General features: G+C 68.6%; 17 protein-coding genes. 13 read left to right on the forward strand and 4 right to left on the reverse strand.

From position 1 onward, the window contains the following. Positions 1-9 precede the first annotated feature (9 nt). From J7E87_RS25925 to J7E87_RS25940, 4 genes are read left to right on the forward strand one after another with little or no spacing between them, the layout of a single operon-like run. Entirely contained in the window at positions 10-747 is a 738-nt protein-coding gene (locus J7E87_RS25925) for a cytochrome c biogenesis CcdA family protein (protein ID WP_215096981.1), read from the forward strand. A 5-nt stretch (positions 748-752) separates the two neighbouring features. Next, positions 753-2,450, forward strand: coding sequence for a cytochrome c biogenesis protein ResB (locus J7E87_RS25930; RefSeq protein ID WP_215096950.1), 1,698 nt, complete (start codon positions 753-755; stop codon positions 2,448-2,450). Further along, positions 2,447-3,538, forward strand: a complete 1,092-nt coding sequence (gene ccsB / locus J7E87_RS25935) for a c-type cytochrome biogenesis protein CcsB (RefSeq protein ID WP_215096951.1) — start codon at positions 2,447-2,449, stop codon at positions 3,536-3,538. Before J7E87_RS25930 ends, ccsB begins: the two co-directional genes overlap by 4 nt. Positions 3,539-3,575: 37 nt before the next feature. Next, positions 3,576-4,112: an SRPBCC domain-containing protein gene (locus J7E87_RS25940; RefSeq protein WP_215096952.1), complete on the forward strand. Its 537-nt coding sequence runs from the start codon at positions 3,576-3,578 to the stop codon at positions 4,110-4,112. Here J7E87_RS25940 and J7E87_RS25945 read toward each other — a convergent pair. The 3 genes from J7E87_RS25945 to J7E87_RS25955 all read right to left on the reverse strand — a co-directional run bounded on the left by J7E87_RS25945 (position 4,099) and on the right by J7E87_RS25955 (position 6,092). After that, positions 4,099-5,085: a 2-oxoglutarate and iron-dependent oxygenase domain-containing protein gene (locus J7E87_RS25945; RefSeq protein WP_215096953.1), complete on the reverse strand. Its 987-nt coding sequence runs from the start codon at positions 5,083-5,085 to the stop codon at positions 4,099-4,101. The genes J7E87_RS25940 and J7E87_RS25945 overlap by 14 nt on opposite strands. Beyond that, positions 5,033-5,473, reverse strand: a complete 441-nt coding sequence (locus J7E87_RS25950) for a nucleoside deaminase (RefSeq protein ID WP_215096982.1) — start codon at positions 5,471-5,473, stop codon at positions 5,033-5,035. Before J7E87_RS25950 ends, J7E87_RS25945 begins: the two co-directional genes overlap by 53 nt. A gap of 292 nt (positions 5,474-5,765) precedes the next feature. After that, positions 5,766-6,092, reverse strand: a complete 327-nt coding sequence (locus J7E87_RS25955) for a PLD nuclease N-terminal domain-containing protein (protein WP_215096954.1) — start codon at positions 6,090-6,092, stop codon at positions 5,766-5,768. Positions 6,093-6,181: 89 nt separating this feature from the next. Between J7E87_RS25955 and J7E87_RS25960 the strand changes: the two genes are divergently transcribed. The 8 genes from J7E87_RS25960 to J7E87_RS25995 all read left to right on the forward strand — a co-directional run bounded on the left by J7E87_RS25960 (position 6,182) and on the right by J7E87_RS25995 (position 13,962). After that, positions 6,182-7,633 (forward strand): menaquinone biosynthesis decarboxylase, encoded by a 1,452-nt coding sequence (locus tag J7E87_RS25960; RefSeq protein ID WP_215096955.1) that lies wholly within the window; start codon positions 6,182-6,184, stop codon positions 7,631-7,633. A gap of 79 nt (positions 7,634-7,712) precedes the next feature. Beyond that, on the forward strand, positions 7,713-8,615 hold the full coding sequence (mqnP, locus tag J7E87_RS25965; protein WP_215096956.1) for a menaquinone biosynthesis prenyltransferase MqnP: 903 nt from the start codon (positions 7,713-7,715) through the stop codon (positions 8,613-8,615). A gap of 93 nt (positions 8,616-8,708) precedes the next feature. Continuing rightward, complete coding sequence (locus J7E87_RS25970; RefSeq protein WP_215096983.1) at positions 8,709-9,368, forward strand: UbiX family flavin prenyltransferase; 660 nt, start codon at positions 8,709-8,711, stop codon at positions 9,366-9,368. 209 nt (positions 9,369-9,577) lie between these two features. Continuing rightward, positions 9,578-10,033: an Lrp/AsnC family transcriptional regulator gene (locus tag J7E87_RS25975; protein WP_215096957.1), complete on the forward strand. Its 456-nt coding sequence runs from the start codon at positions 9,578-9,580 to the stop codon at positions 10,031-10,033. A 93-nt stretch (positions 10,034-10,126) separates the two neighbouring features. Continuing rightward, positions 10,127-11,290 carry an aminofutalosine synthase MqnE gene (gene mqnE, locus J7E87_RS25980; RefSeq protein WP_215096958.1) on the forward strand — a complete coding sequence of 388 codons (1,164 nt, stop codon included), beginning with the start codon at positions 10,127-10,129 and terminating at the stop codon, positions 11,288-11,290. Positions 11,291-11,301: 11 nt separating this feature from the next. Further along, positions 11,302-11,826: a GNAT family N-acetyltransferase gene (locus tag J7E87_RS25985; protein WP_215096959.1), complete on the forward strand. Its 525-nt coding sequence runs from the start codon at positions 11,302-11,304 to the stop codon at positions 11,824-11,826. A gap of 78 nt (positions 11,827-11,904) precedes the next feature. Further along, positions 11,905-12,201 carry a DUF4229 domain-containing protein gene (locus tag J7E87_RS25990; RefSeq protein ID WP_215096960.1) on the forward strand — a complete coding sequence of 99 codons (297 nt, stop codon included), beginning with the start codon at positions 11,905-11,907 and terminating at the stop codon, positions 12,199-12,201. 237 nt (positions 12,202-12,438) lie between these two features. Then, the gene (locus J7E87_RS25995; RefSeq protein WP_215096961.1) at positions 12,439-13,962 is read left to right on the forward strand and encodes a glycosyltransferase family 39 protein; all 1,524 of its coding nucleotides are present in this window, start codon (positions 12,439-12,441) and stop codon (positions 13,960-13,962) included. Between the two features lie 83 nt (positions 13,963-14,045). Here J7E87_RS25995 and J7E87_RS26000 read toward each other — a convergent pair whose 3' ends face one another. Continuing rightward, entirely contained in the window at positions 14,046-15,182 is a 1,137-nt protein-coding gene (locus J7E87_RS26000) for a glycosyltransferase (protein ID WP_308313083.1), read from the reverse strand. A 263-nt stretch (positions 15,183-15,445) separates the two neighbouring features. Here J7E87_RS26000 and J7E87_RS26005 point away from each other — a divergent pair, with 263 nt between their 5' ends. Further along, on the forward strand, positions 15,446-16,189 hold the full coding sequence (locus J7E87_RS26005; RefSeq protein WP_215096962.1) for a hypothetical protein: 744 nt from the start codon (positions 15,446-15,448) through the stop codon (positions 16,187-16,189). Positions 16,190-16,304: the final 115 nt, after the last annotated feature.

The raw sequence follows: 16,304 nt of genomic DNA on the forward strand, positions 1-16,304 counted from the left end.
TCGACGGGCATGAACGAGACGGTCTTCAGCGGTGCGCTGATGCTGGCGCTGCCGATCGCCGTCCTGGGCGGACTCGTCTCCTTCTTCTCGCCCTGTGTGCTGCCGCTCGTACCCGGCTATCTCTCGTACGTCACCGGGGTCAGCGGCACCGACCTGGCCGAGGCCAAGCGCGGCCGGATGGTCGCCGGAGCCTCCCTCTTCGTCCTTGGCTTCACCGTCGTCTTCGTCTCCGGCGGCGCGCTGTTCGGGTACTTCGGCGCGACCCTCCAGGGCGAGAAGGAGACGCTCTCCAAGATCCTCGGCGTGCTGATGATCCTGCTGGGCGTGTTCTTCATGGGGCTGATGCCGTGGCTCACCCAGCGCGAATTCCGCTTCCACAAGCGGCCGGTGACCGGGCTGGTCGGCGCGCCACTGCTGGGCGCGCTGTTCGGTGTCGGCTGGACGCCGTGCATCGGCCCGACGCTCTCGGCCGTCCAGGTCCTCGCCGCCGAGCAGGCGAGCGCGGGCCGGGGGGCCATACTGACCGTCGCGTACTGCATCGGCCTCGGACTGCCCTTCGTCCTCGCGGCGGTGGCGTTCCGCAAGGCGCTCGGCGCGTTCGGCTGGGTCAAGCGCCACTACGCCTGGGTGATGCGGATCGGCGGCATCATGATGATCGCGACCGGTCTGCTGCTGCTGACCGGTATCTGGGACGGCCTGGTGCAGGGCATGCAGGGCTGGACCAACGGCTTCACGGTGGGGATCTGAGTTCCATGAGCAAGACGGAGACCGAAGAGCAGCGGGACGCCGGGGACGCCCCGGACGGCAAGGACCTCGGCGCGGCCGGTGCCCAGCTGTCCACCGTCCCCAGGGAAGAGCCCATCGGCGGGCCCTCTCTCTCGGTCATCGGCTGGGCGCGCTGGTTCTGGCGGCAGCTGACCTCCATGCGGGTCGCGCTGATCCTGCTGTTCATGCTCTCGCTCGGCGCGATCCCCGGCTCGCTCATCCCGCAGAACAGCGTGGACGAGCTCAAGGTGCAGGCGTACAAGGACAGCCACGAGTTCTCGACGCCGGTCCTCGAGAAGCTGCAGTTCTTCGACGTCTACAGCTCGGTCTGGTTCTCGGCGATCTACATCCTGCTGTTCGTCTCGCTCATCGGCTGCATCGTGCCGCGCTCCTGGCAGTTCGTCGGCCAGCTGCGCGGCCGCCCGCCGGGCGCCCCCGGCCGCCTGACCCGGCTGCCCGCGTACACCACGTGGCGCACCGACACCGATCCCGGGCAGGTGCGCGAGGCGGCGCTCGCCATGCTGAAGAAGCGCCGCTTCCGCGCCCACACCGTCGGCGACGCGGTCGCCGCCGAGAAGGGCTATCTGCGTGAGGCCGGCAACCTCCTCTTCCATGTCGCACTGATCGTGATGCTGGTGTCATTCGCCGCCGGGCAGCTACTGAAGTCCGAGGGCGGAAAGCTGGTCGTGGAGGGCGACGGCTTCTCCAACACGCTGACGCAGTACGACGACTTCAAGTCCGGATCGCTGTTCAGCGCGGACGAGCTCACGCCCTTCACCTTCAAACTGGACAGCTTCACCGGTACTTACGCGAAGAGCGGGCCGGAGCGGGGCACCCCGCGCACCTACCAGGCCGACGTCACGTACTCCGAGGGCGGCGGCCCGGACAAGAAGTCCGTGATCGAGGTCAACAAGCCCCTGGTGATCGACGGCACCAAGGTCTATCTCAACGGGCACGGTTACGCCCCCGTCGTCACGGTCCGGGACGGCACGGGCAAGGTCGTCTTCAATGGCGCGGCCCCGCTGCTGCCGATCGACAACAACGTCACTTCGACCGGCGCGATCAAGGTCATGGACGGCTACCGCGACAAGAGCGGCAAGAAGGAACAGCTGGGCTTCCAGGCCTTCTTCGTACCGACGTTCGGCGGGGCGGGCAAGGGCGACATGTTCTCGCAGTTCCCGGGGCTGGAGTTCCCGGTGCTCGCGCTCACCGGCTACCACGGCAGCCTGGGCGTCGACGCGGGACTGCCGCAGAACGTGTACCAGCTCGACACCACCAAACTGACCCAGTTCAAGGACCCCAAGGGGCAGATCCTCAAGGCACGGCTCCTGCCCGGCGAGAAGCTGACGTTCCCCAACGGCGCGGGCTCCATCACCTTCGAGAAGGAAGTGAAGGAGTGGGCGACGTTCCAGATCTCGCGTCAGCCCGCCACGGGCTGGGCTCTGACGGGTGCGATCGCCGCCATCGCGGGCCTCGTCGGCTCGCTGTTCATCCAGCGCCGCCGGGTCTGGGTCCGGGCCGTGGCCGGCGCGGACGGCGTCACCGTCGTCGAAATGGCGGGGCTCGGCCGCAGCGAGTCCGCGAAGCTGCCCGAAGAGCTGGCCGACCTGGCCCTGACCCTCAACTCCGAGGCGCCGACGGCGCCCGATCCCTCAGACGTACCTGCCGAAGGGGCTGAGAAGTGACTCTCGCCGCCGCAACAAACGAAAATCTGGCCCAGTTCAGCAACTCGCTGATCTATGCCTCGATGGCCGTCTTCACGCTGGCGTTCTTCGCGCACATCGCGGAATGGGTCTTCGGCAGCCGCAGCAAGGTCGGCCGCACGGCCGCCGCGCTGACCGGCGCCGGGACGGCCGCCGCGGCTTCAGCGGCTCCCGCGGTGAAGGTCCGGCAGGAGGGCGGGGGCACCGCCGTACTGGACAAGCCGAAGATCGTCACCCGCTCGGCCGCCGGCACCCGGGACGTTCCGGACGGGCCCGGCGCGGCGGGCGGCACCATGAAGGGCGATCTGTACGGGCGGATCGCCGTCTCGCTGACCGTCCTGGCCTTCCTCATCGAGGCGAGCGGGGTCGTCACCCGCGCGGTGGCTGTGCAGCGCGCCCCCTGGGGCAACATGTACGAGTTCTCCACCACCTTCTCCACGGTGGCGGTCGGCGCGTACATCGGCTTCCTGCTCGCGAGGAAGAACGTCCGGTGGATCGGTCTGCCGCTGGTCACCACGGTCCTGCTCGACCTGGGCGTCGCGGTCACCTGGCTGTACACGAAGAGCGACCAGCTGGTCCCGGCCCTGCACTCGTACTGGCTGTGGATCCATGTCTCCACCGCGATCTTCTGCGGCGCGGTCTTCTACCTCGGCGCGGTCGGCACGCTGCTCTACCTGTTCCGCGACTCGTACGAGAACAAGCTCGCCCGCGGCGGCAACCCGGGCCCCTTCGCCCGCTCCGTGCTGGAGCGGCTGCCGGCCGCGGCGAGCCTGGACAAGTTCTCGTACCGCATCAACGCCGCGGTGTTCCCGCTGTGGACCTTCACGATCATCGCCGGTGCGATCTGGGCCGGTGACGCCTGGGGCCGCTACTGGGGCTGGGACGCCAAGGAGGTCTGGTCCTTCATCACCTGGGTCGCCTACGCCGCGTATCTGCACGCCCGCGCGACGGCCGGCTGGAAGGGGCGCAAGGCCGCGTACATCGGTCTTGCCGCCTTCGCCTGCTTCCTCTTCAACTACTACGGCGTGAACATCTTCGTGAACAGCCTGCACTCGTACGCGGGCGTCTGAGCTAGCGCGAGGGCTGCCCCGGAGCGAGGCTGGTGCCATGACCGTAGTGATCCCTCATGGCACCAGCGAGACCCGGGACGGCGGCATTCACCTGCTGCACTTCCAGCTGCGGCTGCCGCACCCGGTGATCCGGGTATGGGCCGCCGTCGCCACGCCGGAGGGTCTGCCGACCTGGCTCGCCGCCGCCGACGTCCTCGAACCGCGCATCGGCGGGGCGGTCACGCTGCTCTGGCTCAACGCCGATGCGCAGGGCCGCCGGACCGTCGAGCAGGGCACGGTCACCGCATGGGATGTGGAGGGTGTCGCCGAGTACACGGTCAGCGTCCATGGCCGGATCCGCTTCCACCTGGAGCCGTTCGGCCCGAGGGGGAGCGCTGATGGCACGGTGGTCCGCTTCACCAATGAGTTCCGCGGTACGGACGAGCTGCGTCTTGACTACCTGGCGGGCTGGCACCACCACTTCGAGCTGCTGGCCGACGCGCTGGACGGGCACCCGATGACGGCAGCGGACTGGGCGCAGTGGACGCCGGGGCGCCGGCAGGAGCTGCGGGACCAGTACGTCAGTCGGCCGTGATCGCGTCGAGCTGGGCGCGCAGATAGGTGTGCGAATCGATGCCCCGGACGGCAGTGCCCGGATCGCACTCGTAGAAGTACACCAGCGAGATCAGCTCCTCGGCCGGTACGTCCGCCGGCGGCGGCAGCACCCGGTGCCGGCCCGAGCGCCAGCGGTCGCCCGTCCAGCGGGCCATCAGATCGCCGATGTTGATGGTGAAGGCCTCCGGGTCGTACGGCGCGTCCTCCCAGCCGGCGCCTCCGTCCTCGGGGTCCGTGAAGACCTGGAGCCCGCCCTTGCCCTCCTGACGGTCGAGGACGGTGACGGTGCCGAAGTCGGTGTGCGGGCCGATGCGGAACTGGCCCGGCCGCGGATCGCCCACCCGGTCCCGGCCCGGGTACCAGTTGATGTTGAAGCCCCAGGTCGGGTGTGTGGTGTGCCGGGTGAAGAAGTCCTCGGGCTCGCCCAGCGCGACGCCCAGGAGCTCGAGCAGCTGGTCGCAGAGGGTGCGCATCCGGGCGAGGTAGGCCTCCACCAGATCCCTGAGATGCGGCGCCTCGGCGGGCCAGGTGTTGGGCAGGAACCACTCGGCGTCGACGGCGGGGTCGCCGGTGGGGTCCTCGGCGGCGAAGGACAGCGACTCCTTCAGGTCCGGGGGAGTCTCGATCCCTTCCGCGTACGCGTTGGCCTCCGCGCCAGGACCCAGCCAGCCGCGGCCGCCGACCTTCACGGCGTACGGCTCCTTCTGCCGCTCCGGAAGCCGGAAGAAGTCCCGTGCCGCGTCCCGGATTTCGCCTCGCAGCCCCGGATCGACTCCGTGCCCGGTGACCAGTAGGAAGCCGGCGCTGCGCAGGGCCCGGTCGACACTCTCCGCGATCCCGGCGCGGGCGCCCCGGTCCCCGGAGAGCCACAGGCGCAGGTCGACAGTGGGAATCCTGGGGTCAGTCACCGATGTCCTCACTCCACAGTTCGGGGTTGGCCCGGATGAAGTCATGCATCAGGCCCTTGCACCCGGTGTCGTTCAACAGCACGATCTCCACGCCGTGTTCGGCCAGCCAGTCGTGCCCTCCGTGGAAGGTCTCCGCCTCGCCGATCACCACCCGGGAAATCCCGAACTGCCGGACCAGACCGCTGCAGTACCAACAGGGCGAGAGGGTCGTCACCATCGTCGTACCCCGGTACGAGCGCTGTCTCCCGGCGGCGCGGAAGGCCGCGGTCTCCGCATGCGCCGACGGATCGCCGTCCTGCACCCTTCGATTGCGCCCGCGCCCGAGCAGGGCCCCGTCCGCGCCGTACAGCGCGGCGCCGACCGGAACCCCGCCCTCGGCCAGCCCGGCCCGGGCCTCCTCGACGGCTGTCGTCAGCCACTTCGCGTACTCCATGGCGCTCACCGTCCGAACGTATGTCATCGGCCGGGCCGATCGGCCCACCGGCAGGACGCCCCACTGGCTCGTGGACCGGCCGCTGCCCCGTTCGTAGCGTCAATGCCATGACAGCGACAAGTCCCTGGAGAACACGGCAAACGGCGGCTTCCCGGGTCAGTGCGACGAGCGCCTGCGACGCCGGCTCCTGACGTACCGCCATACGCGGCCCCAGCGCCACACCTGGCCCGCCGCCCACGCCCCGCCCGGTCGCCCTCGATCGTGCCGACCAGCAGGCGCAGTTCCATCAGGGCTACTCGTCCCCGTCCTGCTTCTTCTTGTCGTTGTGCTCGTTGTGCTCGTTCTGCTTCTCGTCCTTGAGGGACCGCAGGAAGTCGGGGTTGTCGTCGGGCGCGACCCAGCCGCGCGAGCCGCCGGCACTCCGTGAGCCCGACGCCGCGTGGCGCTGCTTGCCCGCGACCAGCCAGACGACCGGGCCGACGATCGTGAAGATGAGGATGATCAGCACCCAGACGACCTTGGGCAGGTGCTTGACCTCTTCCTCAGGGGTGTTGAGGCAGTCGATGAAGGCGTAGATCGTCAGCGCCAGGATCAGGATCAACGGCAGGTACCTGAGCATTGTGGAGCGGGTCCCCTCAAGTACGGCGGCAGGGCCGGGTGCGGCCCCGGTGACAGGTCCAGGGTAGTCGGTGGCCGATACTGGGGGGCATGGCTTATGACGATCTTCGCTCCCTGCTCCGGGCGCTGGAGCGCGAGGGAGACCTCAAGCGCATCAAGGCCGAGGTCGACCCGTATCTGGAGGTCGGGGAGATTGTCGACCGCGTGAACAAGGCGGGCGGCCCGGCCCTGCTGTTCGAGAACGTGCGCGGGTCGGCGATGCCGCTGGCGATGAACGTCTTCGGCACGGACCGCCGGCTCCTCAAGGCGCTCGGCCTGAAGTCCTACGCGGAAATCAGCGAAAAGATCGGCGGGTTGCTCAAGCCGGAGCTGCCGCACGGCTTCGTCGGCGTGCGTGAGGCGTTCGGGAAGCTCGGCACGATGGTCCACGTACCGCCGAAGAAGGTGAAGGACGCGCCCGTGCAGGAGGTCGTCCTGCACGGCGACGACGTCGACCTGGACCAGCTGCCGGCGCTGTTCACCTGGCCCGAGGACGGCGGGTCCTTCTTCAATCTGGGCCTGACCCACACCAAGCACCCGGAGACGGGGGTGCGCAATCTGGGTCTGTACCGCCTTCAGCGCCACGACCGGCGCACCATCGGCATGCACTGGCAGATCCACAAGGACAGCCGCAACCACTACCAGGTGGCCGCCAAGCGCGGCGAGCGGCTGCCGGTCGCGATCGCCTTCGGCTGCCCGCCCGCCGTCACGTACGCGTCGACCGCTCCGCTGCCCGGCGACATCGACGAGTACCTCTTCGCGGGCTTCGTGGCGGGCAAGCGGATCGAGATGGTCGACTGCAAGACGGTCCCGCTGCAGGTGCCCGCGCAGGCAGAGGTCGTGATCGAGGGCTGGCTGGAGCCGGGGACGATGCTGCCGGAGGGCCCGTTCGGCGACCACACCGGTTTCTACACCCCGCAGGAGCCCTTCCCGGCGCTGACCATCGACTGTGTGACGATGCGTAAGCGCCCGCTGCTCCAGTCGATCGTGGTGGGCCGCCCGCCGACGGAGGACGGGCCGCTGGGACGCGCGACGGAGCGTTTCTTCCTGCCGTTGCTCAAGATCATCGTGCCGGACATCGTGGACTACCACCTGCCGGAGTCCGGCGGTTTCCACAACTGCGCGATCGTCTCGATCGACAAGAAGTACCCGAAGCACGCGCAGAAGGTCATGCACGCGATCTGGGGCGCGCACATGATGTCGCTCACGAAGCTGATCGTGGTGGTGGACGCGGACTGCGACGTCCACGATCTGCACGAGGTTTCCTGGCGCGCGCTCGGCAACACGGACTACGCCCGCGACCTCACCGTGGTGGAGGGCCCGGTCGACCACCTCGACCACGCCTCGTACCAGCAGTTCTGGGGCGGCAAGGCGGGGATCGACGCGACGAGGAAGCTCCCCGAGGAGGGGTACGTCCGGGACGGCGGCTGGCCGAACATGGTCGAGTCGGACCCGGAGACATCCGAACGGGTGACCCGTCGCTGGAAGGAGTACGGGCTGTGAAGCGAAGGCCGACCGAGGAGTACGGCAGTGCTCAGCCGGGGTTTCCCCGCCTGTGCGGGGATGAACCGGAGCGCGGCCTGTGAGCGCGTCCGCCGCGGCGGTACCGGGTCCGGGCAGGACCAAGGCCTTCCTCAAGCTGGTGATGATCGAGCACTCGGTCTTCGCATTGCCTTTCGCGTACATCGCCTCCCTCACCGCGATGTTCCAGCTCGACAAGAACATCCACTGGGGGCGGCTGCTCCTTGTGACGATCGCCATGGTCGGGCTGCGTACGTTCGCGATGGCCTGCAACCGGATCATCGACCGCGAGATCGACGCCCGTAATCCCCGTACCGCCGGGCGTGAACTCGTCACCGGCGTGGTCTCCGTGAAGTCCGCCTGGACCGGCGCGCTGATCGCGGTCGTCGTCTTCCTGGGCGCCGCGGCGGCGCTGAACCCCCTGTGTCTCGCGCTCGCCCCCATCGCGGTGATCCCGATGGTGGTCTATCCGTACGGCAAGAGGTTCACGAACTTCCCGCACGCCATCCTCGGCCTCGCCCAGGCCATGGGCCCGGTCGGCGCGTGGATCGCGATCACCGGGCAGTGGTCATGGGACGCGGTGATCCTCGGCCTCGCGGTCGGCATCTGGATCGGCGGCTTCGACCTGATCTTCGCCTGCCAGGACGTGGACGCCGACCGCGCCCACGGTGTGCTGTCGGTGCCGGCCCGCTTCGGTGTCGCGGCGGCGCTGTACGGTGCGCGGGCCTCGCATCTCGTGACGGCGGTCCTGCTGGCCTGGTACGCGCTGGCGACGGACGCGGGCGTGTTCTTCTGGACGGGCCTGGTGATCGTCGCGGCGGCGTTCCTCTACGAGCACACGATCGTGAAGCCGAGCGACTTGTCCCGCCTCAACCGCGCGTTCTTCACCGTCAACGGGTTCATCGGGATTGCCCTGTTCGGGTGTGCGCTGCTGGATCTCCTGGTTCGTGGCCTGACTGTGTAGCCACGGTGCGCACGCCGTCGCCGGCCGACCCGAACGCCTGACGTATCGCTCCACAGGCCGCCGGATAGGCTCACCGGTGTGGAGCCAGGAGAAGTGAAGTGCCGCCGCCCCTGGATCGTCGGGGTCTCCGGCGCGTCCGGTACGCCGTACGCCGCCGCCGTGCTGCGTGGGCTGCTGACCGCGGGCGAGAGCGTGGACCTGGTGGTCAGCCGTGCCTCGCGCCTCACGCTGCTCGACGAGACGGGGATCGCCTTCCGCGACGCGCACTGGCGTGAGGATCTGCGGGAGTGGCTGACGCGAGGGGCCGACGGGAAGCCGGGTACTTTCCGGGTGGACGTCGACGATGTACGGCACTGGGCAGCGGGGGACTTGGCGGCGGGGCCTTCGTCGGGTTCGTATCCGGTCAAGGGGATGCTGATCGTCCCGGCGTCCACGGCCTGTGTGGCAGGAGTCGCGCTCGGACTCTCGAAGGATCTGCTGCAGCGCGCCGCGAGCGTCACGCTCAAGGAACGGCGGAAGCTCGTGGTCGCAATCCGGGAGACGCCCTTGAACGGGCAGACCCTCAGGCATCTGGTGACGCTGGACGAGGCGGGCGCCGTGGTGCTGCCGGCCTCTCCGGCGTTCTACGCGGGGGCGACTCACATCCAGGATCTGGTGGACTTCGTCGCGGGGCGGGTGCTGGACGCGGCAGGTGTGCCGCATCAGTTGTACCGCCGTTGGGAGGGAGAGCTGGGTGGCTCGCGTTCGGACTAGCCGGGGCAGCGCCTCTTGGCGCGGCGTGCGGTACGGGTCTTGTCGACGCGGTGCACGGCAACCGGCTGGTGGGCACGCGGGCGGTTGGCCGGCTCCTGAAGCTGTCACATCTTGATCGTTTTGAGGATTCGCTGGGTGTTTGGCCCTGTGTGCCTTAGATTCTGTATGTAATCTTGCGAGATTTCTGAATAATGGAAGGGTCCAGACATATGGACACGGTGGACAGGCAGCTCATCCAGGCCCTCAGAGAGAACGGCAGGGCCTCGTATGCCGAGCTCGGCCGGCTCGTCGGGCTCTCCGGGCCCTCCGTCACCGACCGCATCAACCGCCTCGAGGCGGCAGGCGTCATCACCGGCTACCGCGCCACCGTCGACGCCGCCTCGCTCGGCCTCGGCGTCACCGCACTGATCGGCATCTCGCTCTCCGACGCCGCCGACCACGAGGACGTGGCGCGCCGGCTGAAGGACCTCGCCGAGATCGAGGACTGCTGGTTCATCGCGGGCGACGACTCGTACATGCTCAAGGTCCGGGCGAGCGACGTGGACGGCCTGGAGAAGACGATCCGCCGGCTGTCCGGGACCAGGGGTGTGTCCCGTACGCGTACCACCATCGTGCTCTCCACCAAGTGGGAGAACCGGGTCGGGAATCTGCCCGAAGAGGGCTGACGCGGAAGGGGCAATGGGGGTCCCACCACCCGAAGGGCGGGGGGGTACGGTGTGTGGAGCTTGATTCACAGAGGTAATGGGAGGCGGCCGTCCATGGACGCAGGGCTCAAGCGCGAGCTGGAGGAGAAGGTCCGGGCCGGGGAGCGGCTGACCCGCGAGGACGGCATCGCCCTCTACGAGTCGGACGACCTCGCGTGGCTCGGCGGCCTCGCGCACGAGGTGCGTACGCGCAAGAACGGTGACGTCGTCCACTTCAACGTCAACCGCCACCTCAACATGACGAATGTGTGCACCGCGTCGTGCGCGTACTGCTCGTTCCAGCGCAAGCCGGGCGAGAAGGACGCGTACACGATGCGCATCGAGGAGGCCGTCCGCCTCGCCAAGACGATGGAGGGCGAGAACCTCACCGAGCTGCACATCGTCAACGGGCTCCACCCCAACCTGCCGTGGCGCTACTACCCGCGCTCCCTCAGCGAGCTCAAGAAGGCCCTGCCGAACGTCTCCCTGAAGGCCTTCACCGCCACCGAGATCCACCACTTCGAGACCATCTCCGGCCTGTCCGCGTCCGAGATCCTCGACGAGCTGATCGAGGCCGGTCTGGAGTCGCTGACCGGCGGCGGCGCCGAGATCTTCGACTGGGAGGTCCGGCAGCACATCGTCGACCACCGCACCCACTGGGAGGACTGGTCGCGCATCCACCGGCTCGCGCACGAGAAGGGTCTCAAGACCCCGTGCACGATGCTGTACGGGCACATCGAGGAGCCCCGCCACCGCGTCGACCATGTGCTGCGGCTGCGTGAGCTGCAGGACGAGACCGGTGGCTTCCAGGTCTTCATCCCGCTGCGCTACCAGCACGACTTCGTCGACATGCAGGACGGCAAGGTCCGCAACCGTCTGCAGGCCCGTACGACCATGGCGACCGGCGCGGAAGCGCTGAAGACCTTCGCGGTCTCGCGACTCCTGTTCGACAACGTCCAGCACGTCAAGGTCTTCTGGGTGATGCACGGTGTGCAGACCGCCCAACTGGCCCTGCAGCACGGCGCGGACGACATGGACGGCTCGGTCGTCGAGTACAAGATCACGCATGACGCGGACAATTACGGCACGCCGAACAAGCTGACCCGCGACGATCTCCTCGACCTGATCCGCGACGCGGGCTTCCGCCCGGTCGAGCGGAACACCCGCTACGAGATCATCCGCGAGTACCCGGGCCCGGACGCCGACCGCCGTGAGTCGCCGCAGCCCATGCGCGTCTGAGGCCGCCGCCGATGAGTCTCACGTTCCACCTCGACCCGCCGGTCGACCGAGCCCTGCGGGACGGAATCGTCGCGCTCTGGGTCGACGTGTCCAACGCCGGCGGGTCGGTCGGCTTCGTGCCCCCTGTCGGCCCCGAAGCCATACGGCCCGAGCTTGTGAAGCATCTGGTCGCGATGGCCGAGGGCCGCACCCGGCTGCTCGTGGGGTACGACGAGGAGGGGACCGTCGCCGCCGGCGCCTTCCTCACGCACAACACGCACAGGCTGATGCGGCATTGGGTCTGGCTCTACACGGTCATGGTCCACCCGCGCCACCAGGGCGCGGGCCACGGCCGCGATCTGATGGCCGCGGCCGCCGACGCCGCCCGCGGCTTCGAGGGCATCGAGGCGATACGGCTCACCTGCCGCGGCGGCACCGGCGTGGACCGCTTCTACGAGGCCTGCGGCTACAAGGAGGTCGGGCGGGTGCCTGGCGCGATCCGGGTGGCCGAGGGTGACGACCGCGACGACATCACGATGCTGCTCCCGCTGCTCTGACGCCCGCTTGGAGCGGCCACGGCCGGCCGTGCTTCACTGGTTGGGCACGACCTGTCGTACGAAGAGAGAAGGCCCGCCGTGTCCGCTGCAAGGACGAGCGCCGCGATCCGCTACACCGCCATGCGCATCGCCATCTTCGTCGGCTGCTTGGTCGCCGTGGCCGTACTGGTCCAGTTCGGCGTACTGCCCAAGGGGCTTGGCGACTCGAACTTCGTCTGGGTCATCCTGCTCGCTCTGGTCCTGTCCGCGCCGCTCAGCTTTGTGCTGCTGCGCAAGCAGCGTGACGCGATGTCCCAGCAGATCGTCGGCAAGGTCGACCAGGCCAAGGCGCGCCTCGAAGCGAACCGTACGCAGGAGGACGGCGCCGTCCAGTAGGCACCGCGAGCACCGCGTAAGCCTCGTCATAGTCAACTCGCGCCCCGGATCTCATCCGATCCGGGGCGTTTCGGCGCGCACGACGTGGCACGCCACCGAGACCGCACCCCTGATCCCGCACCACAATCAAACGGGCAAACAGGGGAAAACAGTCGTATTGGGTATGTTGCGCCTCCTGTTGGCCCATCAAGGCCCCTTACGGTCGTCGGGCTACCGCCGCGAGGTAAAGGGTTCGACATGGCACTTTTCTCCCCTTCCCAGACCCAGGACCGGACGCCTCCCGCTGAGGGCGCCGATGTGGTTCAGGCGCCGGAAGCGCAGCGGGCTGTCCGCGGGGTGCTGCGCAGTACATGGCTGTGGCCGGCGCTTGCCACCCTGTTGGTGACGGTCTATGAGATCGGTCGCCCCCAGATGTGGGAGGACGAGCTGATCAGCTGGGACGTGGCCTCCCGCAGCACCGAGCAGCTGTTTGCTGTTGTGCGGCAGGTGGATGGGGTGCTTGGCACGTACTACCTCTTCCTGCACGGGTGGATGGCGGTCTTCGGGGAATCAGCCACGGCCGTGCGTATGCCCTCGGCGCTGGCCATGGCCGGCACCGCCGCTTGCGTGGCGCTGATCGGGCAGCGATTGTTCGGCCGCCGCGCCGGGCTGGTCGGCGGCCTGGTGTTCGCTCTCATTCCGGTGGTGACCCGCTATGCCCACGAGGCCCGCCCTTATGCCCTGGTCGTCCTGGCTGTGGCCTTGGCCACCTTGCTGCTGCTTCGTGCCCTGGACAACCCCAAGAGCTGGTGGCGCTGGACCGGCTATGCCCTGTGCGTGGGGGCCATCGGCCTCCTGCACGTGGTGGCGCTGACCGCCTTGGCCGGGCACCTGGTCGCGGTGCTCCTGCGGCTCCGGTCCGAGCATCTGGCCGCCCGGCGCTTCTGCCTTGCCGCCATGACCGGCGTGGCCTGTGCGTCTCCGGTGGTACTGCTGGGCAAGGAGCAGGCCACCCGGCAGCTCTCCTGGATTCCCAAGCCGGACGTGTGGGCCCTTGTCACCTTCTTGCCGCAGTTGTACGCCTCCGCCCTGGCTGCCGGCGCGGTGACGGTGCTCGCCGTGATGGCGTGGCGAGGGCGCCGCGACGCTGTTCTGTTCATCATCGCCCTGGCAGCGCTGCCCCCGTTGGCGGTTTGGGCGCTCTCGCACGGGGAGGTCTCGTACTTCTTCTACAGGTATCTGCTGTTCACCCTGCCGGCGTGGGCGGTGCTTGCCGGGGCCGGTCTCACCGCTGTGCGATCCCGAGCGGCGGTTGCTGGGGCGCTGGTGGTGCTCGCTGTGCTCACGTTGCCCGACCAGCAGGGGATGCGGAAGCCGTACGGACACTTCTGGGACGGGCTGGACTACGCGGGCGCCGCGCGCACCATCCAGCAGGCTCACCGGCCCGGGGACGCGGTGGTCTACGACCGGGGGGACGACGCCGGGCGCAGGCTCGACGTAGGTGTCCGTTTCTACCTCCCCCGCGACCTCCAGTTGCGCGATGTCTTCCTCTCCGCGTCGGCTGCCGAGCGCAACGACCTGTGGTCGGCGGAGTGCCCGGACCCGGCCGCGTGCCTGAGAGGCGAGCGGCGTATCTGGCTGGTGGTGGCCGGCAATGGCCCGAATCCGCTTCGTTGGGGACTGTCCAGGGACCAGGCGGAGGCCTTGAGTGCGCGCTATACGGTGAGGGAAACCGAGCACCTGACCGGCCTGACGGTGACGCTGCTGCAGCGCAATCCGTAGCGTAGGACGGAGCGTCAGCTGTCGGTCTTCTCAGAGTCGGAAGAAGCCCGCGGCGCTGTCCGGTAGGCGCAGCGCCGCGGTTGTCAGCGTCTCTTCGTGCGCGTCCGGGGTGCCTTGGCCCTGGCCGACCTGGCCCTGGTGGCCGGCTGGGGGATCGCGGCGAGCCGCTGTGCCGCGAATGTGCGGTTGGCGATCGTCTGTTTGCGATAGGCCTCGGGCACGTCGGGCATCGCCAGAAGGCGGTCGCACGCCTTCAGCGAGCCGGCGAAGTCGCCCACCCAGTAGGCCGTGATCGAGAACTCGAACAGCAGACCCCAGCGATAGATCCATGGCTGGATGAACAGCAGGTCCTCCGGCGGCTTCTGGCCGAGCCCGGCGCAGACGATCGAGTGCGCGAGGCGGTAGCGGCCCAGTTTGCGCAGCCGCCCGGACAGTTCGTAAGACGCTTCGAGCCGCTGCGGGCGCGACTCCCAGGCGCGCGAGAGGGCGTCCATGGCTCCCGGCCAGTCGTCGGCCTTGTCTTTGAGGATCCCCACCTGCAACAGCGCGAAGTACACCTCCTCGGCCCAGCCCCCCATCTCCGCGCGGCGCTCGTACAGAGTGATCGCCTCGTCGTCCCTGCCCATGTCGCGCATGGTCTGCGCCAGATAGAAGACCGTGCGTGAGTTGGCGGGGTCGCGCTCGAGTTCGGCGCTCAGCAGGCGCGCGTCGCGCTCGAACTTGTCGTGCCGTGAGCCTCCGTCCGCGAAGTCCTCGATGACGAGCGCGTCGAGATTCTCCTGGCTGTGCCGCTGGTCGGTGGTGATGTACTCGTGGGTGACGCCCTCGTAGCGCCAGGCGATGTTGCCGCGGATCAGGCGCTTGATGCGGTACTCGGTCGCGCCCTCGTGCCGGAGCATGTAGGAATCGGCGGTCAGACGGGGCAGGGGGCCGTCCTGCCGGATCACGAGGTCGGCGTCGAGGAGCAGCAGATAGTCGGCCTTGCCGTGCGCGTGCTGGATGTTCAGGGTCCGGTTGTGGCCGAAGTTGACCCAGGGCTCCTCGTGAAGCTCGCCCGGGATGCCATCCAGCGCCGTACGGATCAGCTGCTGGGTTCCGTCGGTCGAGCCCGTGTCCGAGATCACCCAGGTGCTCACCAGGTCACGGACCGAGGCTAGGCATCGCTCGATGACGTTGGACTCGTTCTTGACGATCATGCAGAGGCAGATGGACGGCTTCACGGCATCACCATTCCCGGCGGGTCGGACCGGGGCGACCTTATGCACTGGGCTCGCATGCCTGGTGACGGCACGCCGACTGCGCCATCGGGTTCGCTGTTGCGCATGCGCCCAATGGGGTTCCCCTGATACGCCATCCTGTTGATAGCACCGCGAGGATCTCAAGGCGTTGCGTCTGTGAACCGATGGAGCCCAGGGAAGCGCGAACCAGCTTCCGGCTCATCGTTCAATCCGGTTCCAAGATCCGGTTCCAAAAGGAGCAGTGAATGAATCCTGAGAACAGGAGCAGGTCCTCCCTCGGTCCGCTTCCCAGCCGCAGGGCCTGGCTGACCGGCGGCACCATCGCGTCTCTGGTCCTCGTGCTCGGCGGGATCGCGGCCCCCGCGATTGCCGCAGCGAACGGTCCCATGGGACCTGTCGGCGTGAGCGTGACAGGCATGTCGGTCGGCGACGACTACTGCGAGATCATGGTGGAGGGCGAGGCCGTAGTCATCACCGGGGGTGACGGCGACTGCGACGGACGGGGTGGGACGGGTGCGACGGGTGCCCCAGGCGTTACGGGTGCGACCGGCGCGACCGGCGCGACCGGCGCGACGGGCGCGACGGGTGCGACCGGCTCCACTGGGGCGAGCGGGGAGTGCAACGACCTCGACTCCTACAACCCCCTCGCGGTCGCCCCGCTCGCCTTCCACCAGTTCAGCGCCGCGCTCGTCGATCCGGACGGCACGGGCCCGCTCGCTGCCGAGGCCTTCGCGGGCATCCGGACGGTTCCCGGGGGCGCCTACACCTGGCAGGACATCAGTGACACGGGTACCAGCTTCCCGGCGAACGCCTGTTCCATCTCGGTGGCCAGTGGCGGGGCGGTGGACCAGGCCACGGTCCAGGTGCTGACCTCGGCCGGCACCGTATTCGAGACCACGTGCGAACTGGACTTCGTGACGCTGGTTCCGCCGGGGCTCGTCCCGAGCTTTGCGTGCACCGAGATCTGGACTCCTGAGGTATCGCCGTAACCCCTCCAGGCCTCGACTCGGCTGGTGATTCCGGTCAGGTTGCAGACCTGACGTGGCTGGAACGTGGCGCGGTCCCCCTTTCATGCTGGAAGGGGGGCCGTTCCGCGTGTTTGGG

The organism is Streptomyces sp. ISL-1 (genome assembly GCF_018614585.1).
Taxonomy (GTDB): Bacteria; Actinomycetota; Actinomycetes; order Streptomycetales; family Streptomycetaceae; genus Streptomyces; species Streptomyces maoxianensis.